We start from the raw sequence: 17,591 nt of genomic DNA, 5'->3' as shown, positions 1-17,591 counted from the left end.
TGTCATCGATTGCACACAAACGGAACACGATTCCACGGAAATCCTTACACTACCGAACACCGTTGGAAGTATTTTTGAGTTACTTAGATGAAGCAGTTTTGTCTAGCTTAATTTGACAAATCAAATAGGTATAAAGTATTGAAGTTCATGAGCTAAATTTTTTACAATATCATGCTCATTTTGCCACATGCACAATGAATAGAAAGGGATTTTAAAGATGAAATTGATAGGAATTGTAGGTACAAACTCAGATCAGTCGACAAACCGCCAATTATTACAATATATTCAAAAGCATTTTAATTCACAAGCGGATATTGAACTCTGTGAAATTAAAGATTTACCTGCTTTTAATGAACCTAAAGAAAGAATTGCTCCAAAAGGCATTCAAGAAATATCAGATAAAATACTCGCCGCAGACGGCGTTATTATTAGTACCCCAGAATATGATCACACGATTACAGCTGCATTGAAAAGCTTACTAGAGTGGCTTTCATATACAACTCAGCCTTTATTAAACAAACCAGTGTTAATTACAGGAGCTTCCCTAGGCTCACTTGGGTCGTCACGAGCGCAAGCACATTTACGTCAGATTCTAGATGCGCCTGAACTTAAAGCGCGTATTATGCCGAGTTCTGAATTCCTATTAGGTCGTTCTAGCCAAGCTTTTGATGAGGAAGGTAATTTAAAAGACCAAACAAAAGTTGAAGAATTAGAAGAAGTTTTTGAAGAATTCGTCGAGTTTGTTGAAATAACAAATAAGTTATTAGAATCATCGTCTAAAATCAGAAAGAGTCAAATGTCATTTACTTGGAAATAATTAAGATATAGGAGGTAATTAATTATGAAATTTGTTGGAATTGTTGGAACAAACGCTGAGTTTTCTTATAACAGAATGTTACTTCATTATATGAAGGGACATTTTACTGATGTTGACATTGAAGTACTAGAAATTGATAAAGTGCCAATGTTTAACCAATCAGATGATCAAACAGACAGTGAAGTGATTCAAGAGTTAAACCAAAAAATTATGGAAGCTGATGGGGTCATTATTGCGACACCTGAACATAATCACTCGATTCCATCTGCGTTAAAAAGTACTTTAGAATGGCTATCTTTCAAAGTGCACCCGTTCGATGGTAAACCTGTGATGATTGTCGGTGCATCTTATGATGTTCAAGGATCGTCACGTTCGCAACTTCATTTACGCCAAGTCCTTGACGCACCAGGTGTGAATGCGACAGTAATGCCGGGAAGTGAATTTCTACTAGGACGTGTGCATGAAGTCTTTGATGAAAACGAGCAATTAAAAGATGAAGGAACCATTAAATTCTTAGAAAGTTGCTTCAAAAAATTCGTCCGCTTTACTGATGTGGCGAACTTATTGAATATTCCTGAAGAAATCGAATTTATACCAGGGGAATACTCAGTAACAACACCTGGGCATAATGGTGATTTACCAATGGTGGTTCGCTTATCAAAGAACCGTATTGAAGCGATTGAAATTGATACTGAAGGCGAGTCAGCAGGAATTGCGGATGTTGTATTCACACGTATTCCAGAAGAAATTCTAGACGGTCAAACGTTAAACGTTGACGTTATTTCTGGCGCAACAGTGACAAGTAAAGGGGTTATTGATGGAGTAGCTACTGCGGTTGAATTAGCTGGAGCAGATGCAGAAGTTATGAGAAAACGTCGTCGAGTAACGCAACAACCTCAAGAAGAACCACTTGAAATCACAACTGACGTGGTTGTTATTGGTGGTGGGGGAGCGGGATTAAGTGCAGCCGCAAGTACACTTCAAGAAAGCAAAAAAGTAACATTGCTTGAAAAATTCCCATCGATTGGTGGTAACACAGTTAGAACGGGTGGACCAATGAATGCGGCCAACCCTGTCTGGCAAAATGGGATGACAGCTTTAGCCGGTGAAGATACAACGTTAAAAGGCATTCTTGAGCTGGATGAAGCAGAAATCCACGAGGAATACCGTGAAGACTTTAATATGCTTAAAGAACAAATTCAAGACTATTTCAACCAAGTTGATGGGAAAGAAGAATTTTTATTTGATTCAACTTTATGGCATCGAATTCAAACATATCTAGGTGGTAAACGACATGACCTAGAAGGCAATGAAGCTTACGGAAACTATGATTTAGTGAAGACGTTAACGGATAATGTCTTAGACTCAGTTCACTGGTTAGAAGATATCGGGGTTGAATTCGATAAAGAGAATGTCCAAATGCCAGTGGGAGCGAACTGGAGAAGAGGTCACAAACCGAAAGAGAATGAAGGATTTGCTTATGTTGATGCCCTTCAGAAATACGTACTTGCTCACGATGGAGAGATTATAACAGATACGTCAGTGGAAGAATTAATCGTTGAAGACGGTAAAGTTGTCGGCTTAATTGCTAATGGACCCAACAAGCGCAAAGTTATCGTTCATGCAGACTCAGTCGTTCTTGCTTCAGGTGGATTTGGTTCAAACACGAAGATGCTTCAAAAATATAATACATATTGGGCTGAGATTGCGGATGATATTAAAACATCGAATTCACCTGCTATTACGGGTGACGGTATTCGTTTAGGTGAGAGTGTTGGCGCAGATTTAGTTGATATGGGTTATATTCAAATGTTACCAACAACCGATCCAAATACTGGAGCGCTATTCTCAGGGCTACAAGTGCCTCCTGCAAACTTTATTATGGTGAACCAAGAAGGTAAACGATTCGTTAACGAATATGGAAGTCGAGATGAGTTATCTAAAGCAGCAATCGATAACGGTGGACTATTCTACTTAATCGCAGATGAGAACATCAAAGGTACTGCCATGAATACCAATGATGAGAAGATTGAGAAAGAAGTCGAGCAAGGCGTTTTATTCCGAGCAGATACACTTGAAGAATTAGCTGAGATGATTGGTATGGAGCCATCGGTATTAGTTGATACAATTCATAAATATAATTCGTATGTAGATGTCGGGGAAGATCCAGAGTTTCATAAAGGAGCATTTGAATATAAAGTTGAGAAAGCACCATTCTATGCAACACCAAGAAAACCTGCGGTCCATCATACAATGGGTGGATTAAAAATCGACTCAAATACACATGTATTGACTAAAGACGGCGATATTATTCCGGGTCTATATGCTACCGGTGAAGTTGCGGGCGGAATTCATGCCGGAAACCGTCTTGGTGGGAATGCATTATCGGATATCTTTACGTTCGGGCGCATTGCTGGTAAGAATGCCTCACATTTAGCATAAAGCACTGAGTTTCAAAATATTTTACTTCAGAGTAGGATGTTTGTTAAATCTTCAATATACTAGTGTGGAATAAGAATATGGAGGTATGTTACATGGTTTGGATCCAAATTGCGGTTATTGTCAAAAAGGTGAATGATTAGATGAGTTTGGCTATCTTGTAGGTGAGCTGGAAACGTCATTGGTTATTATTTTCCGTGAGCAAAGTCACCCAGGTCGTACCATTGTTGCGTAAAAAGATCACGTGAGTGAAATGGTCGATATTACAGACGAAGAGCGAAATAACTACTTTGCTGATATATCTAAAGTTGCTAAAGCAATGTATAAACTTTTTCCACCAGATAAAATTTACTATGGTGTTTACGGCGACAGTGGTTCGCATCTTCACTTCCATGTTGTACCTAAATATGAAGGCGAATTTGAGTGGTGAACACGCTTTGCGATGAATCAAGGTGAAACATTCCTCGATGAAGAAGCATACGAGAAGATGGCTTCTGATCTTCGTAAAGAATTAGAAATTTAATGATATTTTATGAGGTTAGATGCTGACATTCTGTCGATTGTCTTGGCTCATGTTTTATGGGAAAATATTAGCAAGTGTGAGCGTCACTTCACTCTAGCTTAATATAAAAGTGCTATAATAGACTAAATATTCAAATAGGAGTGAAACGAATGGCAATAGACAAAGAACTCATTAAAGATGATTTATATCAAGCGGTCAACGGAGAATGGCTTGAAACGGCTGTAATTCCAGATGACAAATCGTCAACCGGAGGCTTTATGAATCTGCGTGATGGCGTAGAGGAATTATTAATGACTGATCTGGAAAAGATGGTTGCTGGAGAAATTGAATTAACAAACGGTGAACAAGTTGAAATGCTTAAGTATTACAAACAAGCGATGGATTTCGACAAACGCAATGCGCTTGGGGAGACACCTGTTCAACCGTTACTAGAAAAGTTAAAAGCTTTAGAATCTATTCAAGACTTGCAGACACTTGCACCAGAGTGGGCACGTTACAGCTTACCTTTACCTTTCTCATTAGGCATTGGGCCGGATATGAAAGATACATCCACATACATCTTAGGTTTATCTGTGCCGGGTACGATTTTACCAGATACAACATATTACCAAGAAGGTAATGAAGCGGGAGAGCGCTTGTTAGTGGTGTATAAAGATATGAGTCAAAAGGTTCTTGAATTAATGGGATTTGAGTCAGTTGAAGCTGCAAACTTAGTTGAACAAGCAGTTGAGTTCGATGCTTTATTTATTCCACATATGAAAAGTTCGGAAGAATTAGCGGATTATACGATTACATACAACCCACGTACAGCAGAGGAGATCAAAAACTACTCACAAGACTTTGACTTCTTAGCTTTATTCAAAGAACTTATCGGTCAAGATATTGATAAAGCCATTGTTTCTGAGCCAGATTTTTTCGAAGCTTTCCATGGCATTGTTAATAATGAACAGATTGAATTACTCAGAGCGTGGATGATTGTGAATTTAGCCAACAGCCAAACTACAATGTTATCTGAAGAGATTCGTCAAGCGGGAAGTCTATATCAATTGGCTTTGTCGGGAAGTCCTAAGACACAAAGTGCCGAAAAGCATGCTTATTATTTTGCAATTAATACGTTTAGTCAAGTAGTTGGAGGTTATTACGGTAAGAAATACTTTGGAGAGAAAGCTCGTCAAGACGTGCGCGAGATGGTTGAAGCGATGATCCAAGTCTATCAAAATCGTTTGAAAGCAAATACGTGGCTGACACCGGAAACGATTGACCTAGCGATTAAGAAATTGGATGCGTTGGATATTTTTGTTGGATACCCTGATACATATCCAGCGATTTTCACTCAGTTAAAAGTTGATGAAGATGCGAGTTTTTATGCAAATACTGCGACCTTTACTCGTCAGTTTAATGAACGTGATTTTGCTCGTTGGAACAAAGATGTTGACCGCAGTGAATGGGGTATGAGTGCTGCAACTGTGAATGCTTACTTCCATCCGAATTATAATTTAATTTGCTTCCCAGCTGCGATTTTACAAGCGCCGTTCTATAGTGTGAATCAATCTCGTAGTGAAAATTACGGAGGAATTGGGGCAGTGATTGCTCATGAGGTGTCGCATGCGTTTGATAATAATGGAGCAAAATTTGACGCACAAGGAAATATGAATAATTGGTGGACAGAAGCAGATCTGGAAGCCTTTGATCAAAGAGCGCAAGCGATGATTAAGCAATGGGATGGCATTGAATTTGCGGGTGGAAAAGTAAACGGTAAATTGACTGTCTCAGAAAATATCGCCGATGGCGGTGGCTTAACTGCAGCGCTAGAAGCAACAAAACAAGAAGATGATGCGAACTTAGCAGAATTCTTTATGAACTGGGCGCGTATTTGGAGCTTGAAAGCCCGTCCTGAGTACCAACAACTACTTCTTTCGATTGATGTTCACTCGCCAGCAGAATTACGTGCGAACATCCAAGTGCGTAATATGGATGAGTTTTATGAAACATTTGATGTTAAAGAAGGCGACAAAATGTATTTTGCACCAGAAGACCGCGTTGTAATATGGTAAGATTATATTAGCAAGAGATGACTTCCCTTATGACTGTGAAATATATTTTATTTCATAGTCATGAAGGGGATTTTTGTTTATAATGAGTAGACTATGAACATGTGGAAGGGGAAAATAAATGAGTTATCAAGCACTTTACCGGGTTTGGCGCCCGCAAACATTTGACGAGATGGTTGGACAACCCATTATTAAAGAAACACTAAAAAATGCCATCAAATCGAATCATATTAGTCACGCTTATTTATTCACTGGACCGCGTGGAACAGGTAAGACCAGTGCTGCTAAGATTCTAGCAAAAGCGATTAACTGTCCGAACCAAACGGATGGAAACCCATGTAATAACTGTGACATGTGTCGCTTAATTACCGAAGGTCAGTTAGGTGATGTGGTTGAAATTGATGCCGCGTCAAATAATGGGGTAGATGAAATCCGTGAATTACGTGAGAACGTTCGCTATGCAGCTAGCCAAGCTCGTTATAAAGTATATATTATTGATGAGGTTCATATGCTTACGACAGCAGCCTTTAATGCTCTGTTGAAGACATTGGAAGAACCGCCTGAGCAAGTGGTATTTATCCTAGCGACGACCGAAGCTCATAAGATTCCAGCTACAATCCTGTCGCGTACGCAACGATTTGACTTCCAACTTTATACAGATCAAGAGTTAATTGGAAGAATGGAAGAGATTCTTAACCATGACAACATCGACTATGACGAAGAAGCTTTAGCAATCATTGCGCGTTCAGCTAATGGTGGAATGCGTGACACCGTAAGTTTACTTGACCAAGCGATTTCTTTTAATACGGAAGAAGTGACTGTTGAAACTGCACTTGAGGTGTCAGGAAGCTTAAACCAAATGGCTTTATTAAACTATATTCAAACGGTTTTCCGTCAAAATATTGAAGAGGCCTTAGAAATCGTCAATGACCAACTACAAAAAGGGAAACAAGCGGCACGCTTTATTGATGAATTAATCTTATTCAGTCGTGATATGTTACTAACTTTACATATTAAGCAAAACCAAACACTCCTTAGCGAGCAAGAAATTCAACCTTTACGTGAAGAAGTCCCCGCAAATTTCTATTATGTACTCATTGATACATTGAATGAAACACAAGGAAAAATGCGTTTTAGTACCTCACCAAACTTATATATTGAAGTGATGACGATTCAATTAGCCCAAACGGATAAAAAACAATTGGTGAGCGGTAGGCAACAAGCTAATACTGCTAGCGCACCCAATGAAGCAGTTAATGGCGCTTTAATGGATACAGTGCGTCAGTTGGAAGAAAAACTTGCGGCCTTGTCCCAACAAGTGCAAAGTCAGGATAAATTAATTCGTGCTTACTTAGAGAACCAGCCGACTAATCAAGGTGTCCAACCGATTAATCAAGAAGGTAACGGGGAACTAACTAATGATGCGAAGCCAGTGGCCGAAGAAGCACCGAAAGTCCCACGTAAACGACCCGCTCGCCAACAAGCGCGCTATAAATTGAGATTAAATCATGTATACCGTGTATTGAATACCGCGACACATCAACATATTCGTTTGATGAAAGAGCATTGGCCAGCGGTCTTAGATGAATTGTCACCTCAACAACGAGCAAAATTCTTTGAAACAGAACCTTTAGCAGCCGGTGAAGGCAGTGCTTTAATTAGCTTCCCGAATCCAGCCTATGCTGGAGACGTTCAACACGGCCATGAACTAATGAAGTTCATTGAAGAAACTGTCGAGCAAAAAACTGGCATGTCAATGAAAATCATACTCATCTTAGCAAGTGAATGGGCGGATGTCCGTAAGAACTATGCGATGTTACGTAAGAAAAATAACGGCGCACCGATTCCAATTGAAGAAGATGAAACTGACGACGTAGAAGAAACAGTCGAAGTGGAGACGAAAGCTGAAACTGAAGTGTCAGATAACCAAATAGATACAGAGGAAGTCGTTGACGAGCAAGCAACATCTACTCAAGAAGTGTCTGAAAAGACACAAGAAACGCGTGTTAGAGAAGAGAGTCCGGAAGCTCCAGCAAAAGAGCTCCAAGAATCAAATCATTCGATGGATTCACTTGAAGCGTCTTTGCCGAATTCGACGAGAAGTATTGATGACATCTTCTCGCAAGAAGGATCACCCAGTCATCGCACTATGGAATTAGATAATAATGAACCCGAAGAAGAGGAAGGACCCCCTGAGATTGTGTCCAAAGCCATCGAATTGTTCGGTGAAGAGAATGTAAATATTTATTATGATCGTTAAAGATATGAGAGGGAGTATTGAATATGAATAATGAAAAGATTGATACAAGAGATTTAACTCAGATGGCTACGTATGCTGCCTTAATTGTCTTGGCAATTTATATGATTCGAATCCCAATGCCATCAGCAATTAGCAATACGTTTGTCCATCCAGGGAACGCCTTAGTGATATTAGCTATATTGTTTATGGGCTTTAAAAAGGGAACCATCGCCGCTTTACTTGGCTTAGCGATTTTTGATATTACGTCCGGTTATTTACCAGTCGTACTTTTCACCTTAATTGAGAACTTTATCGTTCTATTAGTGGTAGAATGCATCTTTCGTTACGTGTTTCATTACGATAACCGAATGCGAAACATTATCACACTAGGTATTGTCGGAGCAGTGACTAAGATTGTGGTGATATTTTTCAAATACATCATCCAACAATTGATGTTAGGTTCAGTCCTTGGTGGCGCAGTGGCTAGCGCGATATCAGCACTGCCAGCTTCTTTATTTACTGGCGTTGTCACAGCTATTCTAGTCCCGTTACTATATTGGCCAATAAAGCCGGTCTTTAACCGTTTTAAATAAAATACTTAAATAAAACCCGTTTAGTTTAGGCCTTGTCAATATCTGACAAGAAATAAGCTAAATGTTTTTTTTAGTATAGTATTTTGAAAATTATAGCAATAATATTGTTAATCTAGGAATAAGGGAAGCCTTTATAGATTATTATATGAAAAATGCCGTTGGTAGTCCGAAAAATATCAGATTATGTTATAATAGAGCTAAGCATTTAAGCTTATTTTGTTTGTGCAAAAATGACAGAATGATGCATAAAAAGAAAGATAAGATGAATCGTTTGACGAGCGGATGAAATCATTGGCTCTACCGCACTAACATAAGTGAGATAAACATTATATTAGTATATATAATGAACAAAATTAAAAGTGAGAGGCTGAGGGAGCGAATATTTAAGTAAAATATTGCTCGCCCAGAAAGCACAAAAAGGAGATATATTTATGAAAATGGGAAACATGCAAGGTATGATGCAAAAAATGCAAAAGATGCAAAAAGATATGGAGAAAGAACAAAAAGCGATTGAAACGTCAATTTTTGAAGCATCTGATAACAATAAATTAGTAACAGTTAAAGTAACTGGAGCAAAACGTATCGTTGAATTAGAAATCAAAGAAGATTTAGTGGATCCAGAAGATATCGATATGTTACAAGACTTAGTCATTGTGACTGTGAACGATGCTTTAGCACAAGTTGATAAAACAACTGAACAACGTTTAGGGAAATTCACTCAAGGATTAAACTTACCGTTTTAGTAGAAAGTAGGAGACTGTATGCAATATCCAGCGCCGATTGCGAAGTTGATTAATTCCTTTACGAAATTACCAGGGATTGGAGCAAAGTCAGCCGCAAGACATGCTTTCTATGTGCTTGATATGAACGAAGCAGATGTTTTGGAATTTGCACAAAACTTAATTAACGCAAAGCGTGACTTAACGCATTGCAGTATTTGTGGAAATATTACAGACTCTGATCCATGTATTGTATGTACGGATGAAAGTCGTGACCGTAGCCAAGTGCTTGTTGTAGAAGATACTAGAGATGTCATGTCAATGGAACGAATGCAAGAATTCCGTGGCCTGTACCATGTGTTAGGTGGCGTTTTGTCACCGATGGAAGGAACAGGGCCAGAGGATTTAAATATCCCAAGTTTAATTAAACGACTTGAGGATGAGACAATTAAAGAAGTGATTATAGCGACCAATGCTACCGCTGAAGGTGAAGCGACGGCGATGTACTTATCACGCTTAATCAAACCTGCCGGGATTAAAGTAACACGTCTGGCCCACGGCTTATCTGTAGGTAGTGATATTGAATACGCAGATGAAATGACTTTATTTAGAGCCATTGAAGGTAGGCGTGAGTTATAAATGAGTTGGAGTGTAGAGATGACTAAAGGAAAATTTATCTCACTTGAAGGACCTGATGGCTCAGGTAAGACAAGTGTAGTAAGAGCACTAAAAGAAATGTTAGAGGCATCTGGATATGATGTGTTAACGACCAGAGAACCTGGTGGGAGCCCAATTGCAGAACGCATCCGGGAAGTTATTCTAGATGTGGATAATACCGCCATGGACGCAAGAACAGAAGCTTTATTATTCGCTGCGAGTCGTCGTCAACATTTAATAGAGACGATTTTACCAGCCTTAGAAAAAGGCCAAATCGTCATTACAGACCGATTTGTAGATAGTTCTATTGCATATCAAGGCATTGCGCGAGGCATTCCAGTTGAAGATATTTGGGCGATTAACAAATTTGGGATTGAAGACCATATGCCTGATTTAACTTTACTCATTGATGTCTCAGCAGAAGTTGGTTTGGAGCGTATTTATAAAGCCCAAGGTCAACGTCAATTTGACCGCTTAGATCAAGAGAGTATTGATTTCCACCAAATGGTGCGAGAAGCTTTCTTGAATTTTGAAAAAGAGAATGAACGAATTATATTAGTGAACGGCAGCCAAAGTGTTGAAGAGGTTGCACAAGAATGTATCGCAATATTAAAAGACAAGGAACTTATAGATTAAGAGGAGGATCATCATGAAATTAGTCATTGCAATTGTACAAGACCAGGATGAAGCTGTATTAGGAAATGCGTTTCGTGAGGCCAATATTTCCGCTACTAAATTAAGTAGTACAGGTGGATTTTTAAAACACGGAAATACGACCTTTTTAGTTGGAGTGGAAGACGATAACGTTGATAAAGTCTTAGATATTATTCGCGATTGTTCAGAGCAAAGAGATCAAGTCGTTGCTTACCCAGCGAACTTAGATATGAACTTAGACGTCGCAACGTCATTTCCGATGAAAGTTGAAGTAGGTGGAGCGATTGTATTCGTATTACCAATTGATAGTTTCTACCGATTCTAGTCTAGAGGTGTCTATATGGGGCAATTAAGTCATTATTTTTATGAATTAATTTACCAAAACCGACTCGTGCATGGCTATGTATTTACGGGTGATGATTATGAAAGTAAAGAGCATGTCTCAACCGAACTGATTAAAGCATTAGGTTGTTTGAATAAGGATGAGGTAGGTCAACCTTGTGGCGTATGTGAACATTGTCAAAAGGCACAAAATCATCAATTAGCTGACGTCGTTTCAATTCAACCGGACGGGCAATCCATTCGAGTGAATCAAATTCGTGAACTGAAAGAATGGTTATCAACCAGTCCGATTGAAAGTAACTTCAAGTTAGCAATCATTGAAAGTGCTGAAACAATGAACCCTTCGAGTGCGAATGCCTTACTGACCTTTTTAGAAGAACCTGTTGAAGGAGTTTACTTAGTTCTTTATACTCAAGACAAAAGTAATCTGCTGCCAACGATTCAATCCCGTGTTCAAAGTGTTCACTTTCCAAGAGCGAATGTAAGTGATCGAGTAGCTTACTACATTGAAACTGGGGTATCCGAGGCGCATGCCCGTATTTTCGCAAAGATGTCTTCGGAAACTGCCCAAAGACTTGTGAGCGATTATGAAGAAGCAGACGTAACGAATTGGTTTAAATCGTTGAATTATTTTTATTCAACACTGGCTCATCGGAATCTTCATGCAGTGATCTTAGTTCAAACCCAACTAAAAAACTCCTTGAGTGTTCAACAGGCTTTAGACGGTATGGATTATTTATTAATCTTAAATCATAGTATGTTGAGAATATTGTCAAATACCGAAGTAGAGAATTTAACCCAAGCTTATTTTATTAACGAAGTGATTAAAACGAAACAACCGTCGCTAGCACATATTTTAGAATTAAACGATTTGATTCTTGAGACGAAACAACGATTACAGGCAAATGTTGCGCCTCAGTTAGCTACGGAACGCCTTGCTATCTTAGCAAGTCAATAATATATACGAAGAAGAGAGGGTGTGCCAAACAATGAGAGACAAAAATAATTACTTAGAAATGTTTGATGAAGCAGAGACACATTTGCTTCAGTTAAGTGATACAGTGGCACAGCTGAGAGAAGTCATTGACAACTTAGTTGAGGAAAACAATAAACTACGTATGAGTAACAATGATTTGAAAAGTCTGTTAATTAAATTTCAAACAGACGCTCAAGAAGACGTGACTGAAGGGGAAGAGGATAGTCAGACAAGTAGTGGGCGCGAGAGTCTTCTAGGCTTTTATAACGAAGGGATTCATGTGTGTCATGAGTTTTTCGGATCACGTCGTTCTTCTAATGAGCAATGTCTGTTCTGTCAGGAAATTCTAGAACGCTTAGGAAATCGTTCATAACATACATTTTTGAGGAGGCTTGTTCATGGATGTTCAAAATAAATCTCAACTCGTTCATTCAACTGAACGAGTTGATTCATTTTTAGGTGGAAAGTTAGGTATTATTCAAAGTACAGAGTATTTTACTTTATCAGTGGATGCTTTATTGCTAGCAAACTTCATTAAATTACCTAAAGGAAATAAATTTAAATACTTGGATTTTTGTAGTGGCAATGGGGTCATCCCACTACTTCTGTCCCATCGAACAGAGGCACCATTAAACGGTATTGAACTGCAGGAACCTTTAGTAGATATGGCAAGACGCAGTGCGAAGTGGAATGGTAAAGAGGACCAAATTACCTTTGTTCAAGGAGATATTAATGATCTTAAACATACACAAGGGCAATTATATGACATTATTAGTTGTAATCCACCGTACTTTCTAGCAGAAAGTAGTAATGCGACCCACCGTTTGACAAGTCATGCTTTAGCGCGTCATGAATTGATGCTGACGATGGAACAATGGGTCAAAAAGGCAAGTCAAATTATGCGAGAAAAAGGTAAGTTATTTATCGTTCACCGTCCGAGCCGTTTGGATGATTTAATCGAAACATTGCTAAATCACCATTTCAGTATTCACCGTATTCAGTTTATTCATCCGAAGAAAGACATGAATGCGAATGGTGTCTTAATTGAAGCGATATATCGTGGAGGACGTCGCGGTGTGAAGATTGAACCGGTAATTGTTGTTCATGAAGATAACAATGAATATACACCGATATTGATGGCGATGTATAATGGCGAGTAAACAGGCATATTATTTCTACGTCTTATTCTGTCAAGACGGCACGCTATACGGAGGTTATACCGTTGACTTAGCTAACCGCTTGGCTACCCATAATGCGGGTAAGGGAGCGAAATATACCCGTGTTCGCAAACGACTTCCGGTTCGCATGATCTATGCGGAACGTTGGGAGAGCAAGTCGTTAGCAATGAGTGCTGAAGCAAAATTTAAACGATTAACCCGCCCCCAAAAGGAAAAATACTTAAAAGAGCATGGACAAGCAGATGTTAGAAGCCAACAACTTGTCTTTGTAAATAAATTTACCGATAATAAAGACGAAGAGCCAATAGAGGAGTAGGATCAGTGTGCAACAACATAGTTTCCAACAACAAGACGCAGGAATATTATATTTAGTGCCAACACCGATTGGTAATTTGGAAGATATGACGTTTAGGGCCGTCAATATCTTAAAAGAGGCTGATATTGTCCTAGCTGAAGATACAAGAAATACGATTAAGTTATTAAATCATTTTGATATTCAAGCGAATTTACGTAGTTTTCATGAACATTCACGCAGTCATGAAGTCACAGCTTGGGTTAATGAATTACATGAAGGTAAGACAATTGCCTTAGTCAGTGATGCCGGAATGCCTTTAATTAATGATCCTGGGCAACCTCTAGTTCAAGCTTGTCTGGAAGAGGATTTGACAGTTGTGGCGTTACCAGGAGCGAATGCGGCTTTAACTGCCCTAGTTGCTTCAGGTTTACCAAGTGAACAGTTTACTTATTACGGCTTTTTCCCACGAGGGAAGGCAGATCAAAAAGCGGCTTTAGAAATTGTCGGGCAAAGAGATGAGACGGCGATTTTTTATGAATCACCTTACCGGATTAAACAAGCTGTATCGCAAGTTGTGACGCATTTAGGAGAAGACACGCAGGTTGTCATCGCGCGTGAACTAACAAAACGTTATGAAGAATACATTCGCGCGAGTGCAGCGGAAGTGAGTGAACATCTTAAAGACCGTGAACTTAAAGGGGAATGCGTCCTCTTAATCGAAGGTGGCTCTGTGAAAACAGCCATAGACGAAGCGGTATCGAATTTACCTTATAAAGAACACGTGGAATTAATGATGACCACCAAAGGGATTCAAGCGAAAGACGCCATTAAAGAAGTTGCAAAAATTCGTGAAGTTAAAAAGCAAATTGTTTATAATGATTATCATAACTTAACTTAAAAATATTCAGAGGGGGGAAAAGAGTGCTATTGTATGGAATTGCCATTGTGTTTTTGGTGCTATTTCTCCTCTCTTTTTTGACGAATTATTCTTGGCTCCAACCGTCTGCCTTCGCTTTGTACGGTTTAAATAGCTTCTTAATGGGCTTGGTTTTACAAAGTAATTGGACACCTGTCTTTATGTTTCGATATTTTTTATATATTATTAGTGGCTTTTTCATTGCGGCAGTGCCCTTTGTCTTATTACTGATTGCGATCTTAGCAATTAATCAGACCGTCCGGCAACCTTCACCGAAGATTTCCAGGACGATTTTTAATCTTATCCTAGCTTTTACCTTGCTTGTCTTTGTCGGGGCAACGATTTGGGCAATGTTACGCTTGAATGATATACAAATCCAAGAAATTATTGGCATTTATATTTACTTATCGATTTACTTTGTAGGGACGTTTCTGTGCTATATTACGCTAAATTTTGCGATTAGTTTGTGGTCGAGAGGGAAGCAAGCAACGATTTTACTAGTCTTAGGAAGTCAGTTAGATGACATAGATAATGTGACGAATGTCTTGAGACGACGGTTAGACGAGGCAATTCAAATGTATTATAGACAGAAGAGCCGAACTCATTCAAAAATCACAATTATTGTTACCGGCGGTCCTCAGCATCAGTCAACGTATTCAGAAGCTGAGGGGATGGAGAATTATTTAATTCAAAAAGGAATCCCAGCCGAAGATATCTTATTAGAACCACGAGCGAAAAATACGGATGAAAACTTTAAATTCGCCAATGAGCTAATTAAAGAACATCGCCTGTCCGGGAAAGTGGTGGTCATTACGAGCCGCTTTCACTTGATGCGGTCGACCTATATTGCGCGCCAAAGTCACTTTAAAGCCTACTATCAAGGCGCAGGTACACCATCGTATTTATGGCCATTCTCAATTATTCGTGAATATATAGCTTATATTTTACTTACTAGCGAGCTGAACTACGCCTTTATCATCATATTAATTGCGATTGGCTTGTTCGATATTTTAAATTAAGGAGAGTGGACAAAATGACTGAAATCAAACGCTGTGAATGGATTGCGGACAAACCAGATTATTATGTGGAATACCATGACCATATCTGGGGAGTGCCGGAACATGACGATCAATTGTTATTTCAATGGTTAATATTGGAAAGCTTTCATGTCGGCTTGTCCTGGCAACTCGTCTTATCCAAAAAAGAGAACTTTATAAACGCCTTTGATCACTTTGACTATGAAAAAGTTGCTGAATACGGTGAAGAAGATATTGAACGCTTAGCGAACGACGCAGGAATTATTCGCCACAAAGGGAAGATAAAAGCGGCGATTGCGAATGCACGAGCTTTTATGAAAGTTCAAGAAGAGTTTGGCACATTTGATGCTTACATCTGGGGCTTTGTTTCAGGTGAGCAAGTCGTGAGTCAATTAGATGAGGAACGGCCTACTCAAAGCCCCTTAAGTGATGCAGTGACAAAAGATATGAAGAAACGCGGGTTTAAATTTATTGGCAGTGTCACAATTTACTCATACCTTCAAGCTATTGGGATTATCAATGACCACGATTTAGCTTGTAATTTTCGTTAAAATTATCAAACAGACTAATTTAACCTGAATAATTCATAGTTTTTCTAAAAAGCTATGTTAACGTTGACTTTATCACTTTTATATTTGTTTGCTTCAGCACCCATTAGGTGATGTAAAAAGAACCCCTTTCTGATATGGTTAGTTCATTACAACAACAACAGAAAGGGGCTCTCTCAATGGATACTTTACAAGAAACAGTAGCAAAATTCAATAATAATTTACATGTCTCTCATACAGGTGGTCGTTTATCCAGTGATTCTGGATTGGTGCTCGTCGACGAATTGATGGATGCATTCCAATTCACTAAATATTCTGAAAATATAGTGACGTTTGATGAGGGGCGTAAGTACTGGACCCATACGATTGATAAGATTTTAAAGCAGCTCGTTTTACAGATTATAGCCGGTTATGACACAGATTCAGCGGCAAATATTTTACAAGCTGATCCAGTCTTACAAACACTGGCATCTGATGAGCCGTTTGCTTCTCAATCGTCTATCTCCCGATTCTTTGATCGCATAACGAAAAAAACAATTCGTAGTTTACAGGTCTTCAATCAAAAATTAATTGATAAGGCACGGTTAGTCCGCAATGACATCAATATGATTATCGATTTAGATTCAACACATTCGGATACTTTCGGCAATCAAGAACAAACTGCCTACAACGCCCATTATGGAACGAATGGTTACCACCCTTTGGTGGCCTTTGACGGGCTGACCGGAGACTTTTTGAAAGCAAAACTTCGGTCAGGAAATCAATATACTTCCAATGGAGTCAAGAGTTTCTTGAACCTTTATTGGAACATTATAACCAAGCGGTGCCTACGACAGATATCCTCGTTTGTGGGGATAGTGGATTCGCAACCCCAGCTATTTATGATTTATGTGAGTTGTACGAAAATCAGTATGTCATTCGGTTAAAAAGCAATCGAAACTTGACTCGTTTAGCTGAAGAATTTGTGTACTATGATAATAATCATCCATGGGATGAAAAAGAAGTTTACTATCAGAATGTGCCTTATCAAGCCGCTTCATGGACAAAACCTCGCCGGGTCTGTGTCCGATCAACACGAGAAGTCGGCGAATTACTTTTTCGCCATGCCTTTATTGTCACGAACTTCTCAAAAAACGTCTCTGCCAAACGAGTGTTTGAAACTTACAACAAGCGTGGTACGATGGAAAATTATATTAAAGAAGCAAAAAACAGTTTCTTTTTTGATAAGACGGATAATCCTGAATTCCTTGAAAATGAAGCACGTATGATGATTAGCCTACTGGCTTACAACATCGTTAACTTCTTACGCACCATCTGTTTTGATTTAAAATGGAAAGGACTACGAGTAAACACGATTCGCCTTCGATTGTTTAAAGTGGCGGGAAAACTGGTCACTACTGCCAGGCGAATGTATTTAAAATTATCAAGTTCGCATGTTTATCAGCGAGAGTTTTATGCTGTGTTCAGGCAAATCCAAAGGATTCGGCAATATATTTAAAAAGCTATTATTTAAAAAAACAAATAAGGGTGTCAAGGGTGAAGTGCGCCCAAAATCTGGTTGGTTAAAATTAATTCATGTTTTTCAGCACGGAAAAATTTCGGGAAAT

At 38.9% G+C, this 17,591-nt stretch carries 17 protein-coding genes and 2 pseudogenes; all 19 read left to right on the top strand.

Annotation, left to right across the window (positions count from 1 at the left end; translation table 11 throughout):
• Nucleotides 1–116: pseudogene (locus tag ACEN33_RS06485) on the top strand (IS30 family transposase); the annotation flags it as partial.
• A gap of 101 nt (nucleotides 117–217) precedes the next feature.
• Complete coding sequence (locus tag ACEN33_RS06480; RefSeq protein WP_407090329.1) at nucleotides 218–817, top strand: NADPH-dependent FMN reductase; 600 nt, start codon at nucleotides 218–220, stop codon at nucleotides 815–817.
• 24 nt (nucleotides 818–841) lie between these two features.
• On the top strand, nucleotides 842–3,259 hold the full coding sequence (locus ACEN33_RS06475) for a flavocytochrome c (protein ID WP_138403901.1): 2,418 nt from the start codon (nucleotides 842–844) through the stop codon (nucleotides 3,257–3,259).
• A gap of 241 nt (nucleotides 3,260–3,500) precedes the next feature.
• Nucleotides 3,501–3,686, top strand: a complete 186-nt coding sequence (locus ACEN33_RS06470; protein ID WP_328590763.1) for an HIT domain-containing protein — start codon at nucleotides 3,501–3,503, stop codon at nucleotides 3,684–3,686.
• A gap of 242 nt (nucleotides 3,687–3,928) precedes the next feature.
• Nucleotides 3,929–5,833: a M13 family metallopeptidase gene (locus tag ACEN33_RS06465; protein ID WP_407094757.1), complete on the top strand. Its 1,905-nt coding sequence runs from the start codon at nucleotides 3,929–3,931 to the stop codon at nucleotides 5,831–5,833.
• A gap of 118 nt (nucleotides 5,834–5,951) precedes the next feature.
• A complete protein-coding gene (gene dnaX, locus ACEN33_RS06460; protein WP_407094756.1) occupies nucleotides 5,952–8,090 on the top strand; it encodes a DNA polymerase III subunit gamma/tau in 2,139 nt (712 codons plus the stop codon).
• Nucleotides 8,091–8,113: 23 nt separating this feature from the next.
• Nucleotides 8,114–8,662 (top strand): ECF transporter S component, encoded by a 549-nt coding sequence (locus ACEN33_RS06455; RefSeq protein ID WP_407094755.1) that lies wholly within the window; start codon nucleotides 8,114–8,116, stop codon nucleotides 8,660–8,662.
• A gap of 437 nt (nucleotides 8,663–9,099) precedes the next feature.
• On the top strand, nucleotides 9,100–9,405 hold the full coding sequence (locus ACEN33_RS06450) for a YbaB/EbfC family nucleoid-associated protein (protein ID WP_407094758.1): 306 nt from the start codon (nucleotides 9,100–9,102) through the stop codon (nucleotides 9,403–9,405).
• An 18-nt stretch (nucleotides 9,406–9,423) separates the two neighbouring features.
• The gene (recR, locus tag ACEN33_RS06445; RefSeq protein ID WP_138403897.1) at nucleotides 9,424–10,020 is read left to right on the top strand and encodes a recombination mediator RecR; all 597 of its coding nucleotides are present in this window, start codon (nucleotides 9,424–9,426) and stop codon (nucleotides 10,018–10,020) included.
• An 18-nt stretch (nucleotides 10,021–10,038) separates the two neighbouring features.
• Nucleotides 10,039–10,674: a dTMP kinase gene (tmk, locus tag ACEN33_RS06440; RefSeq protein ID WP_407094754.1), complete on the top strand. Its 636-nt coding sequence runs from the start codon at nucleotides 10,039–10,041 to the stop codon at nucleotides 10,672–10,674.
• Between the two features lie 13 nt (nucleotides 10,675–10,687).
• A complete protein-coding gene (locus tag ACEN33_RS06435; protein WP_338486704.1) occupies nucleotides 10,688–11,017 on the top strand; it encodes a cyclic-di-AMP receptor in 330 nt (109 codons plus the stop codon).
• A gap of 15 nt (nucleotides 11,018–11,032) precedes the next feature.
• Nucleotides 11,033–11,992: a hypothetical protein gene (locus ACEN33_RS06430; RefSeq protein WP_407094753.1), complete on the top strand. Its 960-nt coding sequence runs from the start codon at nucleotides 11,033–11,035 to the stop codon at nucleotides 11,990–11,992.
• Nucleotides 11,993–12,023: 31 nt separating this feature from the next.
• Entirely contained in the window at nucleotides 12,024–12,383 is a 360-nt protein-coding gene (locus tag ACEN33_RS06425) for an initiation control protein YabA (RefSeq protein WP_338486702.1), read from the top strand.
• Between the two features lie 25 nt (nucleotides 12,384–12,408).
• Entirely contained in the window at nucleotides 12,409–13,170 is a 762-nt protein-coding gene (locus tag ACEN33_RS06420; protein WP_407090323.1) for a tRNA1(Val) (adenine(37)-N6)-methyltransferase, read from the top strand.
• Nucleotides 13,160–13,504: a GIY-YIG nuclease family protein gene (locus tag ACEN33_RS06415; protein WP_138403891.1), complete on the top strand. Its 345-nt coding sequence runs from the start codon at nucleotides 13,160–13,162 to the stop codon at nucleotides 13,502–13,504. The genes ACEN33_RS06420 and ACEN33_RS06415 overlap by 11 nt, the downstream gene beginning before the upstream one ends.
• A gap of 7 nt (nucleotides 13,505–13,511) precedes the next feature.
• The gene (gene rsmI / locus ACEN33_RS06410) at nucleotides 13,512–14,381 is read left to right on the top strand and encodes a 16S rRNA (cytidine(1402)-2'-O)-methyltransferase (protein WP_407090322.1); all 870 of its coding nucleotides are present in this window, start codon (nucleotides 13,512–13,514) and stop codon (nucleotides 14,379–14,381) included.
• A 179-nt stretch (nucleotides 14,382–14,560) separates the two neighbouring features.
• Nucleotides 14,561–15,418: a YdcF family protein gene (locus tag ACEN33_RS06405; RefSeq protein ID WP_407094752.1), complete on the top strand. Its 858-nt coding sequence runs from the start codon at nucleotides 14,561–14,563 to the stop codon at nucleotides 15,416–15,418.
• A 14-nt stretch (nucleotides 15,419–15,432) separates the two neighbouring features.
• Nucleotides 15,433–15,987 carry a DNA-3-methyladenine glycosylase I gene (locus ACEN33_RS06400; RefSeq protein ID WP_407090320.1) on the top strand — a complete coding sequence of 185 codons (555 nt, stop codon included), beginning with the start codon at nucleotides 15,433–15,435 and terminating at the stop codon, nucleotides 15,985–15,987.
• Between the two features lie 134 nt (nucleotides 15,988–16,121).
• Nucleotides 16,122–17,482, top strand: a pseudogene (locus ACEN33_RS06395) (IS1380 family transposase).
• The last annotated feature ends 109 nt before the right edge of the window (nucleotides 17,483–17,591 follow it).

Source organism: Ruoffia sp. FAM 24228 (assembly GCF_045528575.1).
Classification (GTDB): domain Bacteria; phylum Bacillota; class Bacilli; order Lactobacillales; family Aerococcaceae; genus Ruoffia; species Ruoffia halotolerans.
The sequence above is the reverse complement of the archived record's forward strand: the minus strand, read 5'-3'. Positions and strand labels throughout refer to the sequence as shown.